Annotated in this window: 19 protein-coding genes, 1 tRNA gene and 1 pseudogene; 8 read left to right on the top strand and 13 right to left on the bottom strand. The window is 61.1% G+C overall.

All coding sequences use genetic code 11. The annotated features are described in order from the left end of the window. The first annotated feature begins 7 nt into the window (after positions 1 to 7). Positions 8 to 1,321, top strand: coding sequence for an OprD family porin (locus tag ACZ89E_RS06785; protein WP_476255176.1), 1,314 nt, complete (start codon positions 8 to 10; stop codon positions 1,319 to 1,321). A gap of 197 nt (positions 1,322 to 1,518) precedes the next feature. Here the strand turns inward: ACZ89E_RS06785 and ACZ89E_RS06780 are convergent, their stop codons facing one another. Continuing rightward, positions 1,519 to 2,160 (bottom strand): hydrolase, encoded by a 642-nt coding sequence (locus ACZ89E_RS06780; RefSeq protein ID WP_149660393.1) that lies wholly within the window; start codon positions 2,158 to 2,160, stop codon positions 1,519 to 1,521. A 142-nt stretch (positions 2,161 to 2,302) separates the two neighbouring features. On the opposite strand from ACZ89E_RS06780, the gene ACZ89E_RS06775 reads away from it, so the two are divergent. Next, positions 2,303 to 3,190, top strand: coding sequence for a LysR family transcriptional regulator (locus ACZ89E_RS06775; protein WP_149660392.1), 888 nt, complete (start codon positions 2,303 to 2,305; stop codon positions 3,188 to 3,190). Between the two features lie 3 nt (positions 3,191 to 3,193). Here the strand turns inward: ACZ89E_RS06775 and ACZ89E_RS06770 are convergent. The 7 genes and pseudogenes from ACZ89E_RS06770 to fdnG all read right to left on the bottom strand — a co-directional run bounded on the left by ACZ89E_RS06770 (position 3,194) and on the right by fdnG (position 12,229). Beyond that, a tRNA-Sec gene (locus ACZ89E_RS06770) sits at positions 3,194 to 3,289 on the bottom strand. Beyond that, positions 3,290 to 5,195 (bottom strand): annotated as a pseudogene (gene selB, locus ACZ89E_RS06765) (selenocysteine-specific translation elongation factor). Next, a complete protein-coding gene (gene selA, locus ACZ89E_RS06760; RefSeq protein WP_149660391.1) occupies positions 5,192 to 6,598 on the bottom strand; it encodes an L-seryl-tRNA(Sec) selenium transferase in 1,407 nt (468 codons plus the stop codon). The pseudogene selB and the gene selA overlap by 4 nt, the downstream one beginning before the upstream one ends. 51 nt (positions 6,599 to 6,649) lie before the next feature. Further along, on the bottom strand, positions 6,650 to 7,576 hold the full coding sequence (gene fdhE / locus ACZ89E_RS06755; protein WP_476255175.1) for a formate dehydrogenase accessory protein FdhE: 927 nt from the start codon (positions 7,574 to 7,576) through the stop codon (positions 6,650 to 6,652). Positions 7,577 to 7,580: 4 nt separating this feature from the next. Next, positions 7,581 to 8,231, bottom strand: coding sequence for a formate dehydrogenase subunit gamma (locus ACZ89E_RS06750; RefSeq protein WP_149660389.1), 651 nt, complete (start codon positions 8,229 to 8,231; stop codon positions 7,581 to 7,583). Beyond that, positions 8,228 to 9,163 carry a formate dehydrogenase subunit beta gene (gene fdxH / locus ACZ89E_RS06745; protein WP_476255174.1) on the bottom strand — a complete coding sequence of 312 codons (936 nt, stop codon included), beginning with the start codon at positions 9,161 to 9,163 and terminating at the stop codon, positions 8,228 to 8,230. Before fdxH ends, ACZ89E_RS06750 begins: the two co-directional genes overlap by 4 nt. After that, positions 9,164 to 12,229 carry a formate dehydrogenase-N subunit alpha gene (fdnG, locus tag ACZ89E_RS06740; protein ID WP_476255173.1) on the bottom strand — a complete coding sequence of 1,022 codons (3,066 nt, stop codon included), beginning with the start codon at positions 12,227 to 12,229 and terminating at the stop codon, positions 9,164 to 9,166. Positions 12,230 to 12,546: 317 nt separating this feature from the next. Between fdnG and ACZ89E_RS06735 the strand changes: the two genes are divergently transcribed. The 4 genes from ACZ89E_RS06735 to ACZ89E_RS06720 all read left to right on the top strand — a co-directional run bounded on the left by ACZ89E_RS06735 (position 12,547) and on the right by ACZ89E_RS06720 (position 15,300). Continuing rightward, entirely contained in the window at positions 12,547 to 13,692 is a 1,146-nt protein-coding gene (locus ACZ89E_RS06735; RefSeq protein WP_463257398.1) for a MalY/PatB family protein, read from the top strand. Positions 13,693 to 13,803: 111 nt separating this feature from the next. Then, positions 13,804 to 13,992 carry a hypothetical protein gene (locus ACZ89E_RS06730; RefSeq protein ID WP_149660385.1) on the top strand — a complete coding sequence of 63 codons (189 nt, stop codon included), beginning with the start codon at positions 13,804 to 13,806 and terminating at the stop codon, positions 13,990 to 13,992. A 224-nt stretch (positions 13,993 to 14,216) separates the two neighbouring features. After that, the gene (locus ACZ89E_RS06725; protein WP_149660384.1) at positions 14,217 to 14,510 is read left to right on the top strand and encodes a hypothetical protein; all 294 of its coding nucleotides are present in this window, start codon (positions 14,217 to 14,219) and stop codon (positions 14,508 to 14,510) included. A gap of 313 nt (positions 14,511 to 14,823) precedes the next feature. After that, positions 14,824 to 15,300 (top strand): hemerythrin domain-containing protein, encoded by a 477-nt coding sequence (locus tag ACZ89E_RS06720; protein ID WP_149660383.1) that lies wholly within the window; start codon positions 14,824 to 14,826, stop codon positions 15,298 to 15,300. Between the two features lie 231 nt (positions 15,301 to 15,531). On the opposite strand, the gene ACZ89E_RS06715 is transcribed toward ACZ89E_RS06720, so the two are convergent. Together ACZ89E_RS06715 and ACZ89E_RS06710 are read right to left on the bottom strand one after the other, a co-directional pair. Beyond that, positions 15,532 to 16,068 carry a hypothetical protein gene (locus ACZ89E_RS06715; protein WP_149660381.1) on the bottom strand — a complete coding sequence of 179 codons (537 nt, stop codon included), beginning with the start codon at positions 16,066 to 16,068 and terminating at the stop codon, positions 15,532 to 15,534. A 105-nt stretch (positions 16,069 to 16,173) separates the two neighbouring features. Continuing rightward, positions 16,174 to 18,096, bottom strand: a complete 1,923-nt coding sequence (locus tag ACZ89E_RS06710; protein ID WP_476255172.1) for a hybrid sensor histidine kinase/response regulator — start codon at positions 18,094 to 18,096, stop codon at positions 16,174 to 16,176. 157 nt (positions 18,097 to 18,253) lie between these two features. On the opposite strand from ACZ89E_RS06710, the gene ACZ89E_RS06705 reads away from it, so the two are divergent. Further along, complete coding sequence (locus ACZ89E_RS06705; protein WP_476255171.1) at positions 18,254 to 19,027, top strand: DJ-1/PfpI family protein; 774 nt, start codon at positions 18,254 to 18,256, stop codon at positions 19,025 to 19,027. Here the strand turns inward: ACZ89E_RS06705 and ACZ89E_RS06700 are convergent. Further along, complete coding sequence (locus ACZ89E_RS06700) at positions 18,933 to 21,245, bottom strand: ATP-dependent DNA helicase (RefSeq protein ID WP_476255170.1); 2,313 nt, start codon at positions 21,243 to 21,245, stop codon at positions 18,933 to 18,935. The two genes, ACZ89E_RS06705 and ACZ89E_RS06700, sit on opposite strands and share 95 nt — an antisense overlap. Continuing rightward, positions 21,242 to 22,909: a VRR-NUC domain-containing protein gene (locus ACZ89E_RS06695; protein WP_476255169.1), complete on the bottom strand. Its 1,668-nt coding sequence runs from the start codon at positions 22,907 to 22,909 to the stop codon at positions 21,242 to 21,244. Before ACZ89E_RS06695 ends, ACZ89E_RS06700 begins: the two co-directional genes overlap by 4 nt. Positions 22,910 to 23,079: 170 nt before the next feature. Here ACZ89E_RS06695 and ACZ89E_RS06690 point away from each other — a divergent pair, with 170 nt between their 5' ends. Further along, positions 23,080 to 23,304, top strand: coding sequence for a YgdI/YgdR family lipoprotein (locus tag ACZ89E_RS06690; protein WP_149660376.1), 225 nt, complete (start codon positions 23,080 to 23,082; stop codon positions 23,302 to 23,304). 88 nt (positions 23,305 to 23,392) lie between these two features. Here ACZ89E_RS06690 and ACZ89E_RS06685 read toward each other — a convergent pair whose 3' ends face one another. Beyond that, positions 23,393 to 23,758: a hypothetical protein gene (locus ACZ89E_RS06685; protein ID WP_476255168.1), complete on the bottom strand. Its 366-nt coding sequence runs from the start codon at positions 23,756 to 23,758 to the stop codon at positions 23,393 to 23,395. Between the last annotated feature and the right edge of the window lie 12 nt (positions 23,759 to 23,770).

Genomic DNA, 23,770 nt, shown 5'->3' with positions numbered 1-23,770 from the left:
TCTATCCATGACGTCTTCTTTGTTAAATCGCAGCCTGTGCTTGTCGATACTGCTGACCGGCACGGCCCTGGCAGATGAACCGGCGCCCACAGGTTTTCTGGACGGTGCGACGCTCGGGGTGTTGAGTCGCAACTTCTATCTCAACAGCGACTATCGAACGCCCTCGCCTTCTGGAAAAAGCTACAAAGCCGAATGGGCTCAAGGGTTTATCAGCAACTTTGAATCCGGTTTCACCGATGGCGCGATTGGTTTTGGCCTCGACGCCCACGGGTTTTTCGGGCTCAAGCTCGATGGCGGTAAAGGCCATTCCGGCACTGGATTGCTGCCGCTGGATGATGACGGTCGCAGCGACAGCAACTACTCCAGTGGCGGCGGCGCGATCAAGGTCAAGGCGTCTCGCACCACCCTGGCATTCGGTGAAATGACCGTAGAAACCCCGGTGTTCGATACGTCGGACAAACGCCTGCAACCGGAGTACGCCACGGGTTTTCTGATGAACAGTCGGGAAATCGACGGCATCAACCTGGTGGCCGGGCACTTCACAGCGTTCAAGAACCAGGACAGCTCATCGGGCAAGGGCGATTTTTTCGGTTACGGCGCCAACACCGAGGCTGGCGGAATTTCCTTTATCGGGGCCGACCTGTTCACCAACAGCCCGGTGGGTGGTGCGTTGTATGCCTCCGAACTGAGCGACACCTGGCACCAGTACTACGGCAATCTGCACCTCAAGCAGTCTGATATTTTTCTCGATGCGAACCTGTACCACACGCAGGACACCGGCCGGGCATTGGCGGGGGCAATCGACAACACCGCCTACAGTCTGTCGGGCAAATACACCCTCGGCGCCCAAGCCTTTACCCTCGCCTACCAGCAAATCAACGGTGATACGCCCTTCGATTTCGTCGGTGGCGACTCCATCTACCTGGCCAACTCGATCAAGTACGCCGACTTCAACGGCGCCCATGAACGTTCCTGGCAGGCTCGTTATGACCTTGATTTGGGTGAATTCGGCATTCCGGGGCTGAACTTCATGACCCGTTATGTAAGGGGCAGCAACATCGACGGCACCCACGCGCCCAAGGGCGGGGTCTATAACCCGTTCGACGAGGAAAGTGGCGAGTACGTGCCGCAACAAGGGAATGGTGGCAAGCATTGGGAGCGGGATATCGATGTGCGCTATGTCGTGCAGTCAGGGTCGGCCAAGGGCTTGTCGCTGCAACTGTCCCATGTCTCGCACCGGGGTAACGCGGCCCAGGCTGGTGATGACATCGACCGGGTTTATGTCGTGGTCCAGTACCCGTTGAGCTTCGGGCCGTTCTGATTCTCACAAATCCCTGTAGGAGCGAGCGGTGCGGCGATCCGACTTGCCCGCGAAGGCGTCGTGTCAGACGACATTAATGCTGGCTGACACAACGCTTTCGCGGGCAAGCCTCGCTCCTACAGGGAATCGCGGCGGTCGCGGGATTGGGCTGCCACATGGGCCCTGAGCCTGGCTCAGGGCCGGTGGACGATCGTTATTTAAACCTTCCGCTGCGGAGCCTTGTGCACCATCGTGTAGGCGTAATCCACGCCCATGCCGTAGGCGCCGCTGTGTTCGCGCACCAGTTCCATCACCGCGTCGTAGGTTTCTTTGTGCGCCCAGTCGCGTTGGTATTCGAGCAGCACTTGTTGCCAGGTCACCGGCACCGCGCCGGCCTGAATCATCCGCTGCACCGACATGTCGTGCGCTTCCTTGGTGGTGCCGCCGGACGCGTCGGTGACGATGTACACCTCGTAGCCTTCGGCCAGGGCTTCCAGCGCCGGGAAGTTCAGGCAGACCTCGGTCCACAGCGCGGCCATGATCAGTTTTTTGCGCCCGGTGGCCTTCACTGCGGCGACCAGCGCCTTGTCTTCCCAGGAGTTCATCGAGGTGCGCTCGATCGGCTGCTGGTCCGGGAACACGCCGAGCAATTCCGGCCAGATAAAACCGCTGAAGCTTTCGGTTTCCACCGAAGTCAGGATGGTCGGCACGTTGAAGATCTTCGCCGTCTTGGCCAGGGCCACGGTGTTGTTCTTCAGGGTCTGGCGATCGATCGATTGCACGCCAAAGGACATCTGCGGCTGGTGGTCGATCAGGATCAGGGCGGAGTTGGTTGGGTTGAGCAATTCACGAATGGACATGGCGAGTTCCTTTTGATGTCGATGAGTTCTGTTCAGTGGGTTAGCCGTTGTTTGCTGCCGGCTTGTGGCTAATTTAGGCGCTAGCGATAAAAGGAACAATTCCCTAGAATCGGGAATCATTGATTCCAAATTGGGGACAGTCTTGGATCGTATCGAATGCATGCGCGCGTTTATCGTCACCGTCGGTGAAAACGGCTTCGCCGCCGCAGCCCGGGCAATGGACGTGCCGCGCTCCAAAGTCAGCAAACAGATTCAGGCGCTGGAAGAGGCGATCGGCGTGCAATTGCTGCAACGCACCACCCGCAGCCTGCACCTGACCGAGGCTGGCGCCGAGTATTACGACGCGGCACGGGAACTGATTGCTTCGCTGGACGAAGCCGAGCAACGGGCGCGGGATGGTATTGGAGAGTTACGCGGCGTGCTGCGGATCAACGCGCCGATGTCCTTCGGTCTGCGCCGCTTGGGGCCGCTGATTCCGCTGTTCCACGAGCAGCACCCGAACATCGAGTTGCAGCTGGTGCTGAGTGACCAGCAAGTGGACCCGGTGCGCGGAGGTTTTGATGTGACCTTGCGGATTGCGAGCATGCCGGACTCATCGATGATCGCCCGCCTCATCGCCCCCGCGCCACGGATCATGGTTGCTTCACCGGCCTATCTGAAACGCGCCGGCACACCCCAGGTGCCGAAGGACCTGACCGCCCACCAATGCCTGAGCTACGGCTATCTGCAAAGCGGCGTCAGCTTGCAACTGAGCAATGGCAAGGACACGCAACGGGTCAACGTCACCGGCCCGCTGCACGCCAACAACGGTGACCTGCTGGCCCAGGCCGCCGAAGCCGGCATGGGCATCGCCCTGCTCCCGGATTTCATTGTCGAAGACGCGTTGGCGGCCGGTCGTTTGGTGCCGGTGCTGTGCGAATGGCAGGCACCGCCGATCACCATCAACGCGGTCTACCCGTCAGCACGGCGGGTGCCGCAGAAGACCCGCACGTTCATTGATTTCCTGATCAAGGAACTGGGGCCACGCTGAAAATGGCGGAAGGCAGCCGGAGTCGAACCTGCCCGGGAACGGATGCCGTCCCCCACCGGGTTTGAAGCCCGGCCGCACCACCGGGCGCGATTGCCTTCCTTATTCGTTGGCCTGGGCCAGTGCACTGTCACGGCGGATCTGGCGGCGGTCGCCGATACGCCGGGTCAGGCCGATCCGGTCGAAGTATTCGAGAATCTGCACGCTGCGCTTGCGCCCCAGCCCTACCGCATCGCGAAACGCCACAACCTCGATCACCGGGTTTTCCCCGGCCAGTTGCATCAGCATAGCCGCCAATTGCCGCAACACCGTGTCGGTGTAGAACAGGTCGCGCACCACTTGGTGCAGCAAACCCAGCCGCGCCATTTTGCGCAGCAGCGCGCGCACCACCGCTTCGTCATGGCCGAGGTCGCGCACCCACGGTGGATTGAAACCGGCTGCTTCAAATGTCGGCTGCAATTGCTGCCACAAGGCTTCGTCTTCGGCACTCAGGCGCACTTGATGATCGGGCAGATGCAGCCACGGTCCACTGCTGACGAGGGCGCCGCTGGCGAGTAATTCGTCGAGCAGGCTGATGAACGTCGGACGGTCCAGCGCGGAGCCAGAGAACCGACGCAGGCGATCGCGATCCGGGCCCATTTGGTCCGGTTCCAGTTGATGGAAGCGTGCGAGGTGTTCCAGCAGTGGCGGCTTGAGGGATTCCCAGCGTTCGGCGCTGAACAACAACGGGCCTTGGCGGGTGTTGATCAGGCGCACATCGCCGGGCAGGACCCAGCTATCGCGAGGACGGTTGAACTGGCGCTCCAGGCGTTGCGGATCGAGTCCTATGTCGCTGTGGGCCAACAGCGCAGGTATGACAGCTTCAAGGCTGTCGGTGCTGGCGAGGGCTTGCAGTTGAGCCAGTCGTTCAGGGCTGCGGCGCTGGCGGCTCGGGGCAAATGGATCGAGCACGCGGCCGCCGCCGAGGGTGCGTTGGGCGCTCTGGTCGCGCAGGATCAAGGGATCGCCCTTCACCGCGTGTACCGGCGCGTTCAGCAGCAGTTGCGCGAACGTCCGCTCGCCGGGGGCCAGGCTTGAACCTTCCAGCAACGCCACACGCCCGGTCACGTCCTGGGTGCCGAGGTGAACGTGCACCGGGTGGAAATGCTGGAATGCGGTGGCTTCGCTGGGCAACAGCTGCATCTCGATGTCCAGGCGCTGGGTCGGTGCATGCAGCCACTCGGCCAGCAACCATTGGCCACGGTGGATGTGCTCCAGATTCAAGCGATCGGCGCTCAAATTCAGCGCGACTCGTTGCCCGGCGAAAGCAGTGTCGGCCGCTTGGTTCTGCGCATGCAGGCCCCGCACTCGCACCGGTTTCCCCTGCGGCCCGAGCAGCAACGTATCGCCCACGTTCACGGCACCGGACAATGCCGTGCCGGTGACCACAATGCCCGCGCCGGCCACGCTGAAGGCACGATCAATCGCCAGGCGAAAGCCGCCAAGGATGTTGCGTTGAAGGACGTTTTTCTGCACGTCGAGCAAGGCGTCACGCAGGGTTTCAACGCCCTCGCCCGTCACACTCGACACCCGCAATTAACGGCGCACCGGCAAAAGGCCCCGGCGCCAACAGCATTGAGATCTGCGCCCGGACTTCCTCGATTCGACCCGGTTCAACCCGATCACACTTGGTCATCGCCACCAACGCCCGAGGGATCCCCAGCAACTCGACAATCGCCAGATGCTCACGGGTCTGGGGCATCACCCCGTCATCCGCCGCCACCACCAACAGCACCAGATCAATCCCTTGCGCGCCCGCGAGCATGTTGTGGGTGAAACGCTCATGCCCCGGCACATCGATAAACCCGGTCAACGCCGCACCCGGCTCCAAGGCGGCGTAGAGATAACCGAGGTCAATGGTCATCCCCCGCTCCCGCTCCTCACGGCGACGATCCCCTTGCTGACCGGTCAACGCCTCAAGCAACAACGTCTTGCCGTGGTCGATGTGCCCTGCCGTACCGACGATCACGCCTGCCCGCCGTTCAACTGATCGAGTTGCGCCAGCCATGCCGCTTCATCGTCCAGTTGCCGCAGGTCCAGCCACAAGGCGTCATCGTCAATGCGCCCGAGCACCGGAATCGGCAAGGTGCGAAATGCCGTTTCCAGCGTAAGCAACAACCGCCCACGCAGACGTTTGGACACCAGCGGCCGCAGGCACAACGCCCCGCTCGGCAACCGCGCCACCGGTTGGCTGCCGCTGCCGATCATCCCCAGCGCCGGCACCGCGCTGACGTTCCAGCCATCACCCAGCCGTTGGGCCAATGAAGGTTGCAGACGTTCGGCCTGGGCGAGGATGTCAGCCTGAGTCCGGGTCAGCAGACGCAAACTCGGCAAGCGCTCGGCCAATCGATCCGGATCGCGGTACAAACCCAACACCGCCTCAAGCGCCGCCAACGTCAGCTTGTCGACCCGCAACGCCCGTTTCAGCGGGTTCTTCTTGATCTTCGCGATCAAATCCTTGCGCCCGACAATCAGCCCGGCCTGGGGACCACCCAACAACTTATCGCCGCTAAACGTCACGATATCCGCACCGTCGAGCAACGCCTGACGCACCGTCGGTTCCGCCGGCAAACCCCAGCGCGTCAGGTCCAGCAGACTGCCGCTGCCCAAATCCTCCAGCAACGGCAACGCATGCTTGTGCGCCAACTCGGCCAGTTCGGCCGTCGGCACGCTGGTCGTGAAACCGGAGATCGCGTAGTTGCTCGCATGCACGCGCATGATCAATCCGCTGCGCAGGCCGATGGCGGCTTCATAGTCTTTGGCGTGGGTGCGATTGGTGGTGCCGACTTCAACCAGTTTCACCCCGGCCCGGGCCATGATGTCGGGAATGCGAAACGCGCCGCCGATCTCGATCAACTCACCCCGGGAAATGATGCCTTCCTTGCGTGCGCCGAGGCTGTTGAGGGTCAGCAGCACCGCCGCCGCGTTGTTGTTGACCACGGTCACCGCTTCGGCACCGGTCAACTCGCGAATGAGGCCTTCGATCAAATCGTCACGGTCACCGCGCTTGCCGCTGTGCAGATCGAACTCAAGATTGATCGGATACCGCGCCGCCATCTGCACCGCTTCAATGGCTTCCTGCGGCAACAACGCCCGTCCGAGGTTGGTGTGCAGCACGGTCCCGGTGAGGTTGAACACCCGCCGTACATGGCTGCGATGCTGGGCAACCAGCCGTTCACCGGCCCGGCCCGCCAACACTTCTGGCGCAATCTCGACCGCCGCCAGTTGCCCCGACAACACCGGCTCGCGCAGGTCATCCAGCAGCTGTCGCAGACTGGCGAGCAACGCCTCGCGCCCGTAGCGCTCGGCCAGCGGCTGGCACGCCGGATGGCGCAATAGGCTGTCGATGGAAGGCAGACGCAGGTTGGACATCAGCAGCACCCGAAAGCAATGGACCGTCGCGCCTGAGTGTAGACGCTGGGCTTATTCGCTTCCGGGGGCTAGCAACAGATTCGGCGCCAAGCGCTGATAACCTTCCTGCTCCAGCCGCATGTCCAGCAACAGGCTGGTCAGGTCGGTGGACAAGGCTTCAGCCTCAGCATCGTTTTCCAGATACAGCAATTTCAGGTAGCTGTTGCAGCCCGGACAGACTTCGGCACGCAACGGCGCCTGATCCGCCGCGTGGCGATCATCGTCGAGGCTGACGTATTCCAGGCCTTTGCTCTGCTCGCAATACACGCACTTGACCCGCACCACATGCCATTCACAGGCACACAGCGAGCACACCAGATAGCGCAAACCGTTGAACTTGCCGCGATGACGAATCACCCCCGCCATGGCCGGCGAACCACAGGCCGGGCATTGGCTGAGGCTGTCGCCGGGTTTGAGGTCCAGGTTCGGCGTGTCCAGCAACCAGTGGCTCCACGCCACTTGCAGGGCGGCGCCGAGAAACGGCACCACTTCGGCGGGCAATAACGAATATTGACCGCTGACCAACGCAACGGCCCAGGCCTTGAGCTCACCGGGGTTGGCCCCTAGCAGCGTGTTGATCGCGCTTTTGACCGCAGGCTGTGGCGGTGGCTTATAGCGCAGCAACAGCGCGTACAGAAACGGCAGCCAATCCGCCTCGCGCACCAGACTGTCAGCGGCGAACGGCGGCAAACCGTGCTGCTGGCAGACGCTCAACCGTTCGGCGTCGGGCAGCTCATCAACCGGCAGGTCATCGAGCATGTCCTGTTGCAGATGGCACAACCCGGCGACCAGCCGCAGGTAATCGGCCAGCGGATGGCCCTCGGCCAAGCGCTCCAGCCCCCGCGCTCGCAGGGTGAACAGATTACGCGGTGGCAAATGCAGAAACGGCGGAGAACTCGCCGCCGCTTCGATTTCGCCTGGCTCAAGAATCGTCGCCACGTGCTTATCCTTTTCTGATCGGTCGATCGGGGTCTTCGTCGCGGGTCACTTCGCGGTACCAGAGCTCATGGTGCTTCTTCGCCCAAGCGCGGCTGACCCAACCGTGGACCATGGCGCTGATCGAGCCCTTGATCCAGATCCCGGCGTAGATGTGCACGATGATGCTCAACACCAGCACAAACCCCGCCAGCGCATGCAGCAGCATGGCCCAGCGAATCGTGGTGATGCCGAAATACACGCTGAAGTAAGCGCGCCAGATCACCAACCCCGTGAACAACAACCCTAACATGCACAACAGCAACGTCCAGAACAGCAACTTCTGGCCGGGGTTGTATTTGCCAATCGGCGGCACGCCCTCCTCTTCATTCTGGATCACCCGGTCGATGCGCTTGAGCCACAGCCCATCGTTGCGGATGAAGTAGTTGGCGCGCCAGAAGCGGAACACCAGGCCGAGGAACAGCACAAACATCACCACCCCCATGAACGGATGCAGAATCCGCGTCCACGGCCCGCCGCCAAACAGGTTGCTCAGCCAGAACAGCGCCGGGTGAAACAGCGCCAGCCCCGACAGCGCGGCCATGAAAAACAGGATCGCCACCAGCCAGTGATTGGTCCGCTGGTTGGCGGTGTAGCGCAGGATCTGCTTGCGGATCATGGTCTGTCCTCCCCGCGCGGATCGAAGGTGTGCACCGATGGATCGACTTCGTGCACCGCCGGGTCTTTGATCGGTGGCAGCTCATCCTCTTCCACAATCTGCGGCCCGATGCGCACGTAATGGAAGAACCCCGCCAGCACCGCCAGGCCCATGGCGAGCAGGCCCAAGGGTTTGCTCACGCCTTTCCACAGGCCCACCAACGGACTGATTTCAGGATCTTTCGCCAGCCCGGCGTAGATCTGCGGCGTATCGGCGTGGTGCAGCACGTACATCACGTGGGTGCCGCCGACACCGGCCGGGTCATACAAACCGGCGTTTTCAAAACCACGGCTCTTGAGGTCGACGATACGTTCGGCGGCGTGTTCCTTCATGTCTTCCTTGGTGCCGAAGACGATGGCGCCGGTCGGGCAGGTTTTCACGCAGGCCGGTTCCAGGCCCACGGCGACCCGGTCCGAGCACAGCGTGCACTTGTAGGCCTTGTGGTCCTTTTGCGAGATGCGCGGAATGTTGAACGGGCAACCGGTGATGCAATAGCCGCAGCCGATGCAATGGTCCTGGTCGAAATCGACGATGCCATTGGCGTGCTTGATGATCGCCCCGGGGCTGGGGCACGCCGCCAGGCAACCGGGTTCGGCGCAGTGCATGCAGCCGTCCTTGCGGATCAGCCATTCGAGGTTGCCGGCGTCGGTTTCGTGCTCGGTGAAACGCATCAGGGTCCAGGTTTCAGCGGTCAGGTCCTGGGGATTGTCGTAGGTGCCGAGGTTATGGCCGATGTCGTCGCGCAACTCGTTCCATTCCGAACAGGCCACTTGGCAGGCCTTGCAACCGATGCACTTGGTGGTGTCGATCAGCTTCGCCACTTCTTCCTGATTACGCGCCGACGGCGGCACGGTGGTGGTGGCCGAGCGGGCAATGATGTCTTGGCTGGCCATTTAGACTTTCTCCACGTTGACCAGGAATGACTTGGATTCCGGGGTCTGGGAATTACCATCGCCGAGGAACGGCACCAGGGTGTTGGTGAGATAACCGTGACGCGTCAACCCGGTAAACCCCCAGTGCAGCGGGATACCGATGTGGTGCACCACCTGGCCGTTGACCTGCAACGGCCGGATACGCTTGGTCACCACCGCCACCGCTTCGATAAAGCCGCGCTTGCTGCTGACCCGCACCTTGTCGCCGGCCACGATGCCTTTCTCTTTGGCCAGCACTTCGCCGATCTCGACGAATTGCTCCGGCTGCGCGATGGCGTTGAGCTTGCAGTGCTTGCTCCAGAAGTGGAAATGCTCGGTCAGCCGATAACTCGTCGCGGCGTACGGGTAATCCTTGGCCACGCCGAGGGTGTCCCACACCGAATCGAAGATCCGCGCCGCCGGGTTGCTGGTGGCTTTCTTGTTGTTGGGGTGCAGCGGGTTGATGCCGATCGGGGTTTCAAACGGCTCGTAGTGCTCGGGGAATGGCCCTTCGTTCATCTTGTCCACGGCGAAGAACCGCGCCACGCCTTCGGGGTTCATGATGAATGGGTTCATCCCCGCTTCCGGTGGCGAATCGGCCTTGAAGTCCGGCACATCGGTGCCGCCCCAGGCCTTGCCGTTCCACCACACCAGGCGTTTTTTCTCGTCCCACGGCTTGCCCTGCGGGTCGGCCGAGGCGCGGTTGTAGAGAATCCGCCGGTTGGATGGCCAGGCCCAGGCCCAGCCCAAATGTTGCTTCATGCCGTACGGATCGCTGTTATCGCGACGGGCCATCTGATTGCCGGTTTCGGTCCAGCTGCCGCAGAAAATCCAGCAGCCGGACGCGGTGCTGCCGTCGTCCTTGAGCTGGCCGAAACCGGCCAGTTGCGCGTTGCCCTTGATCGCCGCGCCGGTGGCATCGGTGAAATCGACGGTGGCGTTGCCGTTGATTTCCTTGGCCAGTTCTTCCGGCGACGGTTCGTCAGGGATTTTGTATGGCCACGACAGTTTCAGCAGCGGATCGGGATACGTACCGCCCTCGGCCTGATAACGCTTGCGCAGGCGCAGGAACAATTCGCCCATGATCTTGATGTCGGTGTGCGCTTCCCCCGGCCCGTCTGCGCCTTTCCAGTGCCATTGCAGCCAGCGACTGCTGTTGACCAGCGAACCGTCCTCCTCGGCAAAACAGGTGGTCGGCAGGCGAATGACTTCGGTATGAATATCGGCGCTGGTCACGTCGTTGTACGGCCCGACGTTTTTCCAGAATTCCGAGGTTTCCGTGGACAGCGGGTCCATCACCACCAGCCATTTGAGCTTGGCCAGCGCCGCCATCACCCGGTTCTTGTCCGGCAACGCGGCAATCGGGTTGAAGCCCTGGCACATGTAGCCGTTGACCTTGCCCTGCCCCATCAAATCGAACATTTTCAGGATGTCGTAGTTGGGAATGTCGAGTTTGGGCAGGTAGTCGTAGGCCCAATTGTTCTCGGCGGTGGCGTTGTTGCCGTACCAGGACTTCATCAGGCTGACGTGGAACTTGCTGTAGTTCTGCCAGTAGGACAACTGCCCCGGGCGCAACGGCATTTGTGTGCGCTTGGTGATGTAGGCCTTGTAGTCCTGCTCGGCATCCACGCCCAGGGTCAGGTAACCGGGCAGCGCATTGGAGAGCAAGCCGAGGTCGGTCAGGCCCTGGATGTTGGAGTGGCCGCGCAAGGCATTGACCCCACCGCCGGGCATGCCGACGTTGCCCAGCAGCAGTTGCACCATCGCCGCGCTGCGGATGATCTGCGAACCGATGGAATGTTGAGTCCAGCCGAGCGCGTAGAGAATCGTCATGGTCTTGCCCGGTGTCGAGCAGGTGGCGATTTCTTCCCAGATTTTCTTGATGGCGTCCACGGGCATGCCGCAGATCTGGCTCGCCAGGTCGATGGTGTAGCGGCTGTAGTGGGTTTTCATCAGCTGATAAACGCAGCGCGGGTCTTGCAGGGTCGGGTCGACCTTGGCAAAACCGTCCTCGCCCAGCTCATAACCCCAGCCGGATTTGTCGGTGTACAGGCGTTTTTCCGCGTCGTAGCCGCTGAAAATCCCGTCCTCGAAACCGAACCCGGCTTTGACGATGAACGACACGTCGGTGTAATTGCGCACGTACTCGTGCTGGATCTTGTCCTCGGTCAGCAGGTAATTGATCAACCCGCCCATGAAGGCGATGTCGGTGCCGGTGCGGATCGGCGCGTAATAGTCGGCCACGGACGCGGTGCGGGTGAAGCGCGGATCGACCACGATCAACCGGGCCTTGTTGTGGGCCTTGGCTTCGGTCACCCATTTAAAGCCGCAAGGGTGCGCTTCTGCTGCGTTGCCGCCCATCACCAGGATCAGGTTCGCGTTGGCGATATCGGTCCAGGTATTGGTCATGGCACCACGGCCGTACGTCGGGGCAAGACTTGCCACCGTCGGACCGTGTCAGACACGCGCCTGGTTATCGAACCCCAGCATGCCCAGGCTGCGAATCACCTTGTGGGTGATGTAGCCCGCTTCGTTGGACGCCGCCGACGCCGCGAGGAACCCGGTGGTCAGCCAGCGGTTCACCGTTTCGCCCTTGGCGTTCTTCTCGATGAAATTGGCGTCGCGGTCGGTCTTCATCAGGTCGACCACGCGGTCCAGCGCTTCATCCCAGGAGATACGTGTCCATTCGCTGCTGCCAGGCTTGCGTACTTGCGGGTATTGCAAGCGGCTGGGGCTGTGAATGAAGTCCAGCAGGCCCGCGCCTTTGGGGCACAGGGTGCCGCGATTGACCGGGTGATCGGCGTCGCCTTCGATGTGGATGATGCTTTGCGCGACGTTCTTGGCCTGGTCACCCTGGCTGTACATGATCAAGCCGCAACCCACCGAGCAGTACGGGCAGGTGTTGCGGGTTTCATGGGTGTGGGCGAGTTTGAAATGACGCACTTGCTCGGCGAAGGCCGGCACCGGGAGCATGCCCAGCGCGCCGAGGCTCGAGCCCGCAAGGCCGATACCGGCGACCTTGAAGAACTGACGACGGTTGAGGTCCATCGTGCACTCCTGATCAGGTGAAGACCCGGTGCTTTTCCGGGCTTTTCTGGACAGACACGGTCGCGGCAGCGTGGCTGCCGGTACTTCAAACTTTAGGCCAGGGTTATGAGTTCAACTATGAAAACCGACCGTCGGCACAACACCACCGTGGCCTGACACCACCACCGATTCCCTGTAGGAGCAAGGCTTGCCCGCGATGGCGATTTTGATGACGCCTTCGCGGGCAAGCCTCGCTCCTACAGGAGAATGGTGTGCTCGATGGGGGTTGCGGCTTATCATGGCCGCCGTGATTAACCCTGCCTTCTATGAGACCGCGCATGACTTTCGATTTCGACCAGGTGTTCGACCGCCACGCAACCGGCAGTACCAAATGGAGCCGTTACCCGGCCGACGTGTTGCCGATGTGGGTCGCGGACATGGATTTCGCCGCGCCGCCGGTGATTATCCAGGCCCTGCAAAAACGCCTGGAACACCCGTTGCTCGGCTACAGCGTGGCCCCGGACAGCCTGCGCGACGCCATCGTCGCCGACCTCTGGAACAAATACGCCTGGCGGGTGAAACCGTCGGAACTGGTGTTTTTGCCGGGGGTGGAATCGGGATTCAACATGGCGCTGAACGCGCTGGTCGAGCCGCAGCAGAACGTCGTGGTGCAAACACCGAACTACCCGCCACTGCGTCACGCACCGGGACATTGGGGACTGAACAAGGTCGAGCTGGAATTCGTCGCCCAGGCCGACGGTTCCTACGCCACACCGCTCGATGCCTTGCGCGAATCCCTGAACGGAGGTGGCGCGTTGCTGCTGAGCAACCCGCATAACCCGCTGGGCAAGGTGTTCCCCCGGGAAGAACTGCAAGCCGTGGCCGATATCTGCCTGGCGCAGGACGCCTGGATCATCTCCGACGAGATCCACGCCGAGCTGTGTTACGACGGGCGCGTACATATTCCTACCGCGTCGTTGAGCGCTGAAATCGCCAAACGCACCATCACCCTGATGTCGGCGAGCAAGGCCTACAACATCGCGGGCTTGAAGACCTCCTTCATGATCATCCAGGATCCGGCACTGCTGTCGCGGGTCAATCACGCCCGTTGCGGCCTGGTCGACAGCGTCAACCCGCTGGGCCTGGAAGCCACCCGCGTGGCCTATACCGAAGGCGGACCTTGGCTGGCCGGGCTGATGACGTACCTGCACGCTAACCGTGATTATCTGGTGGACGCCGTGCGCACGCGATTGCCGGGCGTGACCATCAACGTGCCCCAAGGCACCTACCTGGCGTGGCTCGACTGTTCGGCGCTGGGGCTGGAGGATCCGCAGCGGTTCTTCCTGGAACAGGCCAAGGTCGGGTTGAGTGCGGGCCTGGATTTTGGGGATCACAGCCAACAGTTTGTACGCCTGAACTTCGGCTGCCCGCGGGTATTGCTGGAAGAAGGGATTGCGCGGATGGAGCGCAGCCTCAAAGCCTGACCCCATTCCCTGGAGGAGCGAGGCTTGCCCGCGAAGGCGTCCGTCCAGTCGATAGGGATGTTGACTGACACACCGTCTTCGCGGGCAAGCCTCGCTCCTGCAAGGGTGGAAGTGGCGCCAATCTATGTGTTGCTGGCGTCGGACGAGGCCATCGGCCCGGCGGGCATGGACCTTCTCAAGCTGGACATCAAGGACGCGGCGAACTGGATGGGCCACGGCATCGGGCGCGTGACTTTGTCGATGCGCATCCGCAATGCCGACAGCACCTTCTCCCCCAATGATTACTGTGCACCGACCTGACGTTGTCGATCGTGGCGCTGAGCATCCTGGTCCATGGCATCAGCACCCATCTGATGCTGGCTCGCTACGAGTGACTGAATAATCAAAAATTCTGATTGTTTTTTACGATAGCAAGCTATGTTTCCATCCATTTTTGTGCGTAAAAATTTTGAAATTTCCTTGAAAGGCAGGCGGTCACACGATTATCAGCCCGTGTGGCTACCCCTCTTATCAAGGTGAACGCTATGAAGTACTTCTCGGCTCCGGTAGATCCTGAGGCTCGCCGCAACTTCGCACTGGAATGCAATCGTCTGTTGTTCGAAGAGGCGCATCTGCTGAGCCGGGAGGCGTTTGAACTGCTGGAAAAAGCCGAACTGGATGCCGAGTTGTTCACCCAATACCAGGCGCTGCGCCAAAAGGCTGATGTGAAGTTCCAGGACGCGATCGATCATCTGCGGCTGATTGAAGAAGAGTTTCCGTCGACGGAGACGTTGGCGATGTTGCGTGCGAAATCGGCGGGGTTTGATTCTCGGGTTTGAGCGGAATTGGAAAGATCAAAAGATCGCAGCCTTCGGCGGCTCCTACAGGGTTTTGTGTACGCCCGCAGGAGCTGCCGAAGGCTGCGATTTTTTCGTTTCGTGAACCCCAATCCGATGCCGCGATCTGCACTGAATACCCTCGTCAATTCATGCACCTTGCACGGTGCAAATGGCTATTAGCCGCGCCAACCTATTGTTTTATTAACGTTTTGTCCGCAGACGAAATCAGGCACAGGAAATGCTCTTGCACTGTAAGCGACTGACGGCAACGCGATCGTCTGCGCTGTCCCGTGACTAAAAAAGAGGTTCGACCATGAACGCCATTGACCTGTTGAAAGCCGACCACGAACGCGTAAAAGGCATCTTGAGCCAGTTGAGCGATTCCACCGACCGCGCGATCAAAAAACGCGTGGAGTTGATCGGCAAGCTGGAGATGGAAATCACCATTCACACGCGCCTGGAAGAGGAAGTGCTGTACCCCGCGTATAAAAAGGCCGGTGGCAAGGAGCAGGACGTCATGTACTACGAGGCCAAGGAAGAACACCGAACCGTGGATTCGCTGGTGCTGCCGGACTTGAAGGTCACCGACCCTTCGACACCCGAGTTCGCCGGCCGGGTGAAGGTGGTCAAGGAACTGCTGGAGCACCACATCGAGGAAGAAGAGACCGAGATGTTCCCTCAGGCCAAGAAGTTGTTGGGCAAGGCGACGCTTGATGAACTCGGGCAGCAGATGGAAATGCTCAAGGTGCAATACAAGAAGGAAATGACGGCGGCCAACATTGCGGCGTAATCGCAAGGCTGGCACTGAACCTGTGGCTAAAAGGCTTGCCTGTGGTGAGAGGCTTGCTGTGGCGAGAGGGCTTGCTGTGGCGAGAGGGCTTGCTGTGGCGAGGGGGCTTGCCCCCGTCGGACTGCGCAGCAGTCCCCCAAGAGCGGGGGCCGCTTCGCTGCCCAACGGGGGCAAGCCCCCTCGCCACAACAGCTTATTCACCCCTTGCCCCCCTGCACCCCCTGCACCCATTTAACCCCCAGGATTCGTGACCTGGATGTAAACCGCATAAGTGCCCAACAACATCCAGAACGTCGCAAAAATCCACGGCGTGCGCACCGAGAACAACAGCGACTTGCGATACCCTTTGTGGCTCGACTCTGTTTCAGCAAACAGCGGCGACTCGTCGTAAGCCAGCCCCATCAGCGGTTCGCTGCTCAGCAACTGGCTTTGCTTGAAGTGCCAGTGATCGATGATGTCGTACGCCGCGCGAATCCCCGGCCAGGCGTTCAACGAACTGAGCACGCCCAGCAGCGCCAAAAATGGCGGCACCACCAGCGTGAACAACTTGCCCCATTCGGGGTTGAGATTGGCCATGCAAGACGCGAAGGCAATCACCAGAAACGATTGCGCCGCCAGGTAGGCATCGGTGCGGTTGGCCAGGATGCTGGTTTCGTACTGGATTTCCCGGCGATAAAAATCCAGGCGTTCCTTGGGCGAACCGAACATCTTGGCGTTGTGTTCGGTCAGGGCTTCTTCGGCCACGGTTTCAGTCAGGATTCTTGGCACAACGTTCTCGCACAGAGTGGAAAACGTTTAGAAGAGCCGCAAATTGGCAAAGTTCAGCCGGATTGCCAGGCGTCCCAAGTCAAAGAAAAAACACATACCCGCTTTTTATTTCATGGCCTGGGCAATGATTTCCACCAAGTGCACCTGGGTAAAAGGTTTGGACAAGCGCGGCAGTTCGGTCACGAAACCCTCAAGCCGCTCGGCATAACCGGTGGCGAGGATGATCGGCAGGTCGGGCTTCAGGCCCCGGATCGCCTGCGCCAGTTGCGCGCCATTCATCTGGGGCATGGCCATGTCGGTGATGACCAGATCGATGGCCTGGCCGGTGTTGAATGCTTCCAGCGCCTGCGCCCCGGATGCCGCACTGATCACTCGGTGGCCGAGGTCCTCGAGCAGCAGGCTGGTGCTGGTCAACACCAGGGTGTCGTCATCCACCACCAGCACGGACAACCCCGGAACCGGCGACATCGCTGACACTTCAGTGGCCGGTTTGGCCATCGAACCCGGCGTGGCAACCGGTAGCCAGAGTTCGGCCGTGGTGCCGACGTTTTTCTCGCTCTTGAGAATAAAGCGCCCGCCCAGTTGCGCGATAAAACCGTGGACCATCGACAAACCCAGGCCCGTGCCTTTACCGACGCCTTTGGTGGTGAAGAACGGATCGGTCGCCGACGCCAGGGTGGCCAGGTCCATACCCTCCCCGGTGTCCGTGACCGACAGACACACATAGCGGCCGGCCGGCAAGGATGACCGGGCCGGGTCGCTGACCACCTCGGACCGGGCGCTGATGACCATTTTCCCGCCATCGGGCATAGCGTCCCGGGCGTTCGTCGCCAGGTTCAACACCGCCAGTTCGAGTTGGTTAATGTCAGCCAGCGCGGGTTCGAGATCCCCAGCAAAGCGGGTTTCCAGCGCCACTGACGGTCCCAGGGAACTGCGTAACAGCCCGGTGATGCCGTGGATCAGCGCTGGTATTTCCACCGGTTCGGTCTTGAGTTCCTGTCGCCGGGCGAAGGCCAGCATGCGTTGGGTCAGGGACACACCACGCAATGCGCCCTGGGTCGCGTTATCCAGCAAACGAACGATCTTCGGCTCGTCCCCCACCCGTTTGCGCACGATTTCCAGGTTCCCCAGGATCACCGTCAACAGGTTGTTAAAGTCGTGGGCGATCCCGCCACTGAGTTGGCCGATGGCCTGCATTTTTTGCGCCTGGAACAACGCTTCACGGGTTTGCTCCAGGGCATGCTGTGCCTGGGTTACTTCGGTAATGTCCCGGGTGATCTTGGCAAAACCGAGCAGCGTCCCCGTCTCACCCCAGATCGGGTCCACCACCACGTGCGCGAAAAACTGCGTACCGTCCTTGCGCACGCGCCAGGCCTTCTTTTCAAATCGACCTTCCCGCGCAGCCGTCTCCAGCGCCCGTTGCGGTTCGCCGGCTTCGCGGTCTTCCGGGGTGTAGAAAATCGAAAAATGCTTGCCGATCACTTCTTCGGGCAGGTAGCCCTTGATGCGCTGGGCGCCAAGGTTCCAGTTGGTCAGGTAGCCGCTCGCGTCGAGCATGTAGATGGCGTAGTCCGTGACGCTCTGCACCAGCAGGCGAAACTGCTGCTCGCTTTGCTTGAGGGTTTCTTCGGCCATCTTGCGGTCGGTCAGGTCCCGGGTGATCTTGGCGAAACCCAGCAACGTGCCCGAGGGGTCGATGATCGGGTCGATCACCACGTGGGACCAGAAATGCGTGCCGTCCTTGCGCACCCGCCAGCCTTCGCCTTCGAAGCGCCCTTCCCTGATGGCCGTGTCCAGTGCGCGTTGCGGCAGCCCGGCCAGGCGATCCGGTTCGGTGTAGAACCGCGAGAAATGCTGGCCCAGAATCTCCGCTTCCTCGTAGCCTTTGAAGCGTTTGGCCCCGGCGTTCCAGCTGGTAATGATGCCATCGGGGTCGATCATGTAGATCGCATAGTCCACCACAGCATCGATCAACAGACGGAATCGGCTGTCCTCGATAGCACTGGCTTTTGTCCGATCTGCACTCATTGATCCATCCCGGCATTATTGTTTGGTGGAGTATGCGACAAACCACAGGATTGGAAAGCCGCAATAAACAGACTTTGGATGGTCGTGGTGGAGCGCCAGTCACAGACCACCTATTCTCGACGCCAACGGCCACTTCTGGCCAAGGAAGATGCTCTCGATGATTCTGATCCTGTTGCCGACCCGCGATTACGACCCGACTGAAAGCAGCGTGCCCTGGCAAGCCATGCGCCAGGCCGGGATCGAGGTGCGTTTCGCCACGCCCGAGGGACGGCCCGCCTTCGCCGACCCACGCCTGGTGGACAAGGGCTTCGGCCTGTTGAACCCGGTGCTGATGACACGCAAACCCGACCTCGCCAACTACGCCCGGATGATCGAGGACGCAGCCTTCCTCCGGCCACTGGCCTACGCCGATGTCGACCCGGCGCAATTTGCCGGCCTGCTGATTCCCGGCGGCCACGCCAAGGGCATGCGCAGCCTGCTGGAGTCCGGACAGGCCCGGCGCATTGCCCGGCACTTTTTCCAGACCGACAAACCGGTAGCCGCCGTGTGCCATGGCGTGCTGTTGCTGGCCCGCACCCTGGCCCTGGCCACCGGGCGACCGGTGATCGATGGGTACAAGGTCACCGCACTGGTGGCCGGCACCATGGAAATGCCGGCCTGGTTCCTCACCGGCCTGTGGCTGGGGCGCTATTACCGCACCTATCGGGATACCGTCGAAGCCGAAGTGCGCGCCGCCCTGCGCCAACCGGCGGATTTCCAGCGTGGCCCTTGGTTGTCCAGCCGTGATTCGGCGGACAAGCCGGAACGCGGCTTCGTGGTGCGCGACCGCCAATTGCTCACCGCTCGCTGGCCAGGGGACTGTCATCGCTTTGCCGCCGAATGGCTGCGCCTGCTGGATGAACAGACCACCAGCGCGGCAGCAACTGCCTGACCTTGCTCTCACCAAAGCGGTCATCGATCAGCATCACCACGCCGTGGTCCTGCTGGGTGCGGATCACTCGCCCGGCGGCCTGCACGACTTTCTGCACGCCGGGGTACAGATAGGTGTAGTCGTATCCCGCGCCGAAAATCGCCGCCATGCGGTGTTTCATTTGTTCGTTGACCGGGTTCAGTTGCGCCAGTCCCAGGGTGGCAATAAAGGCACCGATCAGCCGTGCGCCCGGCAGGTCGATGCCTTCGCCAAATGCTCCGCCCAATACCGCGAAACCAACGCCCTGGCTGTGGCTGGTGAACTGGTCGAGGAAGGCCTGGCGCTGACTTTCGGCCATGCCCCGGGACTGTGACCACAACGTGATATGCGGATGCCGCTCGGCCAGCAACTGCGCCACTTTCTGCAAATAATCGAAGCTGCTGAAAAACGCCAGGTAGTTGCCGGGACGCTCGGTGAACTGCCGGGCGATCAGCTCGACAATCGGCCCGAGGGACGCCTGACGGTGCACGAAACGCGTTGAGATCTGGCTGACGATGCTGACGTGCAACTGATCGGCATGGAACGGCGACTCCACGTCGATGCACACGGTATTCGCCGGCGTGCCGAGCAAGTCGGCGTAGTAATGCCGAGGGCTCAGGGTCGCGGAAAACAGCACGGTGCTGCGCGCTGCCGTCAGGCGCGGGCGGATAAACCCGGCAGGCACCACGTTGCGCAGGCACAGTTGCGACAGGTTGCGCTTGCGTTCGAGGTCGCGCTTGCTGATATCGAACAGGAACTGCTCGTCGAACAGCTCCGCCACTCGGCCGAATTGCAGGATGTCGAAGTAGAAATTCTGCAAGGCACTGTCCAGGCCCTGGGGATGGTCGTTCAGGTAGTCGCCGATGCTCGCGCTGCACGAGGACAAGGCTTGCAGGAGTTTTTCCGGGGCCTTGTCGTAGGCCTGATAGGGGCTCAGTTGCAGGTCATGCAGGGCGTTCCATTCGCGATTGACCCGTTGCAGGGATTTCTTCAATGGCTCAGGCGCGGTTTTGCGCACGTTATTGAGTGTCGCTTGATCAAGGCTGGCGCTGTACATCTGCCGGCCGCGCTCAACCAGGTTGTGCGCCTCGTCCACCAGCACCGCGACCCGCCAGTTGTTGGCCTGGGCCAGGCCGAACAACAAGGCGCTGAAGTCGAAGTAATAGTTGTAGTCGGCGACCACCACGTCCGCCCAGCGCGCCATTTCCTGGCTCAGGTAATAAGGGCAAACGGTGTGTTGCAGCGCCACTTCCCGCAAGGCGCTCTGGTTCAACAGACTCAATTGGCTGGCAGCCTGGCGCGCGGCAGGCAAACGATCGTAGAAGCCTTGGGCCAACGGGCAGGATTCGCCATGGCAAGCCTTGTCCGGGTGTTCGCAGGCCTTGTCCCGGGCGATCATCTCCAGCACGCGCAACGGTGGCGCGCCGGCGCTGTCGAGGATCACCTGCGCCGCATCCAGCGCCAGTTTGCGTCCCGGGGTTTTCGCCGTGAGGAAGAACACCTTGTCCAGTTGCTGCGGCGCCAGGGCCTTGAGCATCGGGAACAGCGTGCCGACGGTCTTGCCGATCCCGGTGGGCGCCTGCGCCATCAGGCAGCGGCCGGTGCTGACGGCTTTGAACACCGATTCGGCCAGATGCCGTTGCCCCGGACGAAACCCGGCATGGGGAAACGCCAACCCCTGCGCCGCTTGATTACGCGCGTCGCGATGGGCCATTTCCTGCTCGGCCCAATGCAGGAACAACCGGCAATGCTGCTCGAAGAACACCCCCAGTTCATCGGCGCTGAACCCCTCGACCAGGCAGGTTTCCTTTTCGCTGACGATGTCGAAGTACACCAGCGCCAGGTTGATCTGTTGCAGGTGCAACTTCTGGCACATCAACCAGCCATAGATCTTGGCCTGGGCCCAGTGCAACTGGCGGTGGTTAGCCGGTTGCTTGCTCAAGTCGCCGCGATAGGTTTTGACTTCTTCCAGGCAGTTTTGCGCCGGGTCGTAGCCGTCCGCCCTGCCCTTGACCTTCAAGGTTTGATACAGCCCCTCCAGGGCGACTTCGCTTTGGTAGTTGTCGTTGCGCCGTGATGCGACAGTGCGATGGCCGACGATGCCTTCCAGCGCGGTCGGTGAGGGGGTGAAACGAAGGTCGAGGTCACCAACCTTGGCGGTGAATTCACACAACGCCCGCACCGCGATGCTGTAGCTCAAGCGCTCTGCTCCGCCCATTGCACGTAGCAGACGGCAATCGGCATCTGGTGTTCGTGGCAGAACTCGATCCAGCGCAATTGGTTGTCTTGCAGGCGATCGCCGGGGCCTTTGACTTCGATCATGCGGTAGGTCTTGTCCTGCGGCCAGAACTGGATCAGGTCCGGCATGCCGGCGCGATTGGCCTTGATGTCCAGCAACAAGCGATTGAACCAGTGCTTGAGGTGCTCGGCTGGCAGGCAATCCAGCGCCTGATCGAGCAAGTCCTCGGTCAGCGCGCCCCAGAACACGAACGGCGACTGCACGCCCCACTTGCCCAAGTAGCGCTCGCGGATGGTCTGGCGGTAGCGTCCGTCATCCAGTTCGGCGAGGCAGGCCTGGAACAACTCGGCCCGGCGCCCGTGGAAGTCCTCATTAAGCAGATCCACCGGCCCGCGCTGGAACGGGTGGAAAAACGCTCCTGGCAACGGCGCGAAGATCGCTGGCCAGCAGAGCAAGCCAAACAGCGAGTTGATCAGGCTGTTCTCGACGTAATGCACCGGCGCCGTTTCTTCGGCCAGATGGGCCTGAACGTAATACTCCACAGACAGCGCCAGATCGGTTCGGGGCAGTTGCAGATCCAGCCGCTCCATGACTCGCGGGCCTGCGCGTTTTATCGGCGGTCCGCCCAGTTTGCGTCGCAGCCTTGGCAGCACCCGCAACAGTTGTTGCTGTTCGGCGGCGCTTTCCGGTGACAACTCGGCGATGACCGCCAGTTCCAGTGCCAACGCGTATTCAGCACAACGCTCCAGCACCCGAATCAATCGCAGGCGCGCGCCGGGATAGTCACATTCGCGGTAAATGCCCAGGGCGGTGGGGAAATCGGCGATGCGTTCACAATACTGGCCGATCTGGAACAACAACTTGGCCCGACGCCGTTGCAGCCAGGGATTGCTTAGCGCCAATGCGTTGATTTGCTCGACAACGGCCCCCACCTCTTCACCCGCCTCGAAACGCTGCTGACACCCGTGGAGGAACACACAGGCGTCCACGTCATCACGGCTGCGCAGGCCACGGGAATCATCGCAGAACTCAACTTTTTCATAGGTAAAGATGCCAAGGTCCGCCAGCACGAACTCCGACCAGTCCTGGTAGAGATTGCCGAAGAACATCAGGCGCAACCGGTCACACAGGCCCATGATGGTCAGGCTGAACAAGCGGTCATTCAGGGTCGGGCACCACTGCGCGAAACGGCGGGACTCGGGAAACTGCTCACTGAGCAGCGGCAACCAATCGGCCTTCTTGCCCTTGGGCTGGTCGATGGCGTGCCCCAGGCATTGCAGGATTTCGGCCTTGAGCAAGACATCGAACAGTTCTTCGATTAATAACGGCGCCTGCTCATCAATCCAGCCCAATTGCAGTAATGGGCCAGCCGCAAGGGCGGTATCCCCGATTTCGACGTAATGAAGTTTGCCGGCCCGGAAATGCAGGCCCTTGCGCATCACCATCCGCACCAGCAGCGCCCGGGACTCCCTTGGCAAACGGTGGAACTCGGCGATGAAGCGCTGTTCGTCCGGGCTCAACACATCGGCATAGCGATGCTCAAGCCAATCAAGCACTTGCATGAAGTTGTTCAAGTAATAGAACGGGTCGTCGAGCGGGTTTGCAGTCACAGGAAAAAGGACCATGGCGAGCGAGTACTGGTTATGCGTACAGATACCAGCTCCACCCGGTTCGGCGCAAACGGAAAAGGATGGGCGGCGCGGCGAACTGGATCTTTTTCGGGTGGCCATCGAACTTTCCGGCAATCCGTGGCACCAACCGCCATAGCGCTTATTTTTTGATCAAGGAGATAAATATGAATATCAAGACCCTGGGCCTGCCCCTGGCCGTAGCAGCCTTTCTGGCCCTGGCCGGTTGCTCCACGCCAACGGTGGTGACCCTGCAGAATGGCACCCAGTATTTGACCAAGGACATGCCGAAAACCAAGACCAAGGATGGCTTCTACGAGTTCGAGGATATTTCCGGGGCGAACGTGAAGGTCAATGCCAATGATGTGGCAACGGTGCGCAAGGAAGATTAAAAGACCGCGTTATCGTTGATCGCGGGCAAGCCTTGCTCTTGTAGGAGCGAGCTTGCCCGCGAAGAGGCCCGTCAAATCACTACAAATTTCAAGGCATTCCCGGGATGCCGGTATCGCAAACGATATAGCGCTCCCCGCGCTTGATCAGCTCCGCCCGCAGCTTCTGACAACGGTCATATTCCTGCTGCACGGAATTATCGATGCTGATGTTGCCGGTCACTGGCGGCTTGTTCCCGTCGCCGATCCGGATCGTCGCCCAAGGCTGCTCCGGCTCAATCTGAAAACGGCTTTTCTCTTCAACCGGTGCCTGGGTTTCGATGGCGGCCGGTTTCGGCAACTCATCCGGCGTCATGCCATAACGGCTCAAAATCGAGCCGTGAGGCAGTTCTGCGGCGGCGTTTGCCGATAACACGGCCAAAGCCAACCCCAAGACAACCGTTTTGCTGTTACTCACGTGGCTGAATCT

The sequence above is a fragment of the Pseudomonas sp. TE3899 genome, from assembly GCF_056279105.1.
The sequence above is the reverse complement of the archived record's forward strand: the minus strand, read 5'-3'. Positions and strand labels throughout refer to the sequence as shown.

Bases quoted from the DNA above. Each gene is read 5' to 3' on its own strand.
- ACZ89E_RS06785 (WP_476255176.1), top strand. From the start codon at position 8: ATGACGTCTTCTTTGTTAAATCGCAGCCTGTGCTTGTCGATACTGCTG.
- ACZ89E_RS06780 (WP_149660393.1), bottom strand. From the start codon at position 2,160: ATGTCCATTCGTGAATTGCTCAACCCAACCAACTCCGCCCTGATCCTG.
- selA (WP_149660391.1), bottom strand. From the start codon at position 6,598: ATGTCCAACCTGCGTCTGCCTTCCATCGACAGCCTATTGCGCCATCCG.
- ACZ89E_RS06750 (WP_149660389.1), bottom strand. From the start codon at position 8,231: ATGATCCGCAAGCAGATCCTGCGCTACACCGCCAACCAGCGGACCAAT.
- fdxH (WP_476255174.1), bottom strand. From the start codon at position 9,163: ATGGCCAGCCAAGACATCATTGCCCGCTCGGCCACCACCACCGTGCCG.
- ACZ89E_RS06735 (WP_463257398.1), top strand. From the start codon at position 12,547: ATGACTTTCGATTTCGACCAGGTGTTCGACCGCCACGCAACCGGCAGT.
- ACZ89E_RS06725 (WP_149660384.1), top strand. From the start codon at position 14,217: ATGAAGTACTTCTCGGCTCCGGTAGATCCTGAGGCTCGCCGCAACTTC.
- ACZ89E_RS06720 (WP_149660383.1), top strand. From the start codon at position 14,824: ATGAACGCCATTGACCTGTTGAAAGCCGACCACGAACGCGTAAAAGGC.
- ACZ89E_RS06710 (WP_476255172.1), bottom strand. From the start codon at position 18,096: ATGAGTGCAGATCGGACAAAAGCCAGTGCTATCGAGGACAGCCGATTC.
- ACZ89E_RS06705 (WP_476255171.1), top strand. From the start codon at position 18,254: ATGATTCTGATCCTGTTGCCGACCCGCGATTACGACCCGACTGAAAGC.
- ACZ89E_RS06695 (WP_476255169.1), bottom strand. From the start codon at position 22,909: ATGGTCCTTTTTCCTGTGACTGCAAACCCGCTCGACGACCCGTTCTAT.
- ACZ89E_RS06690 (WP_149660376.1), top strand. From the start codon at position 23,080: ATGAATATCAAGACCCTGGGCCTGCCCCTGGCCGTAGCAGCCTTTCTG.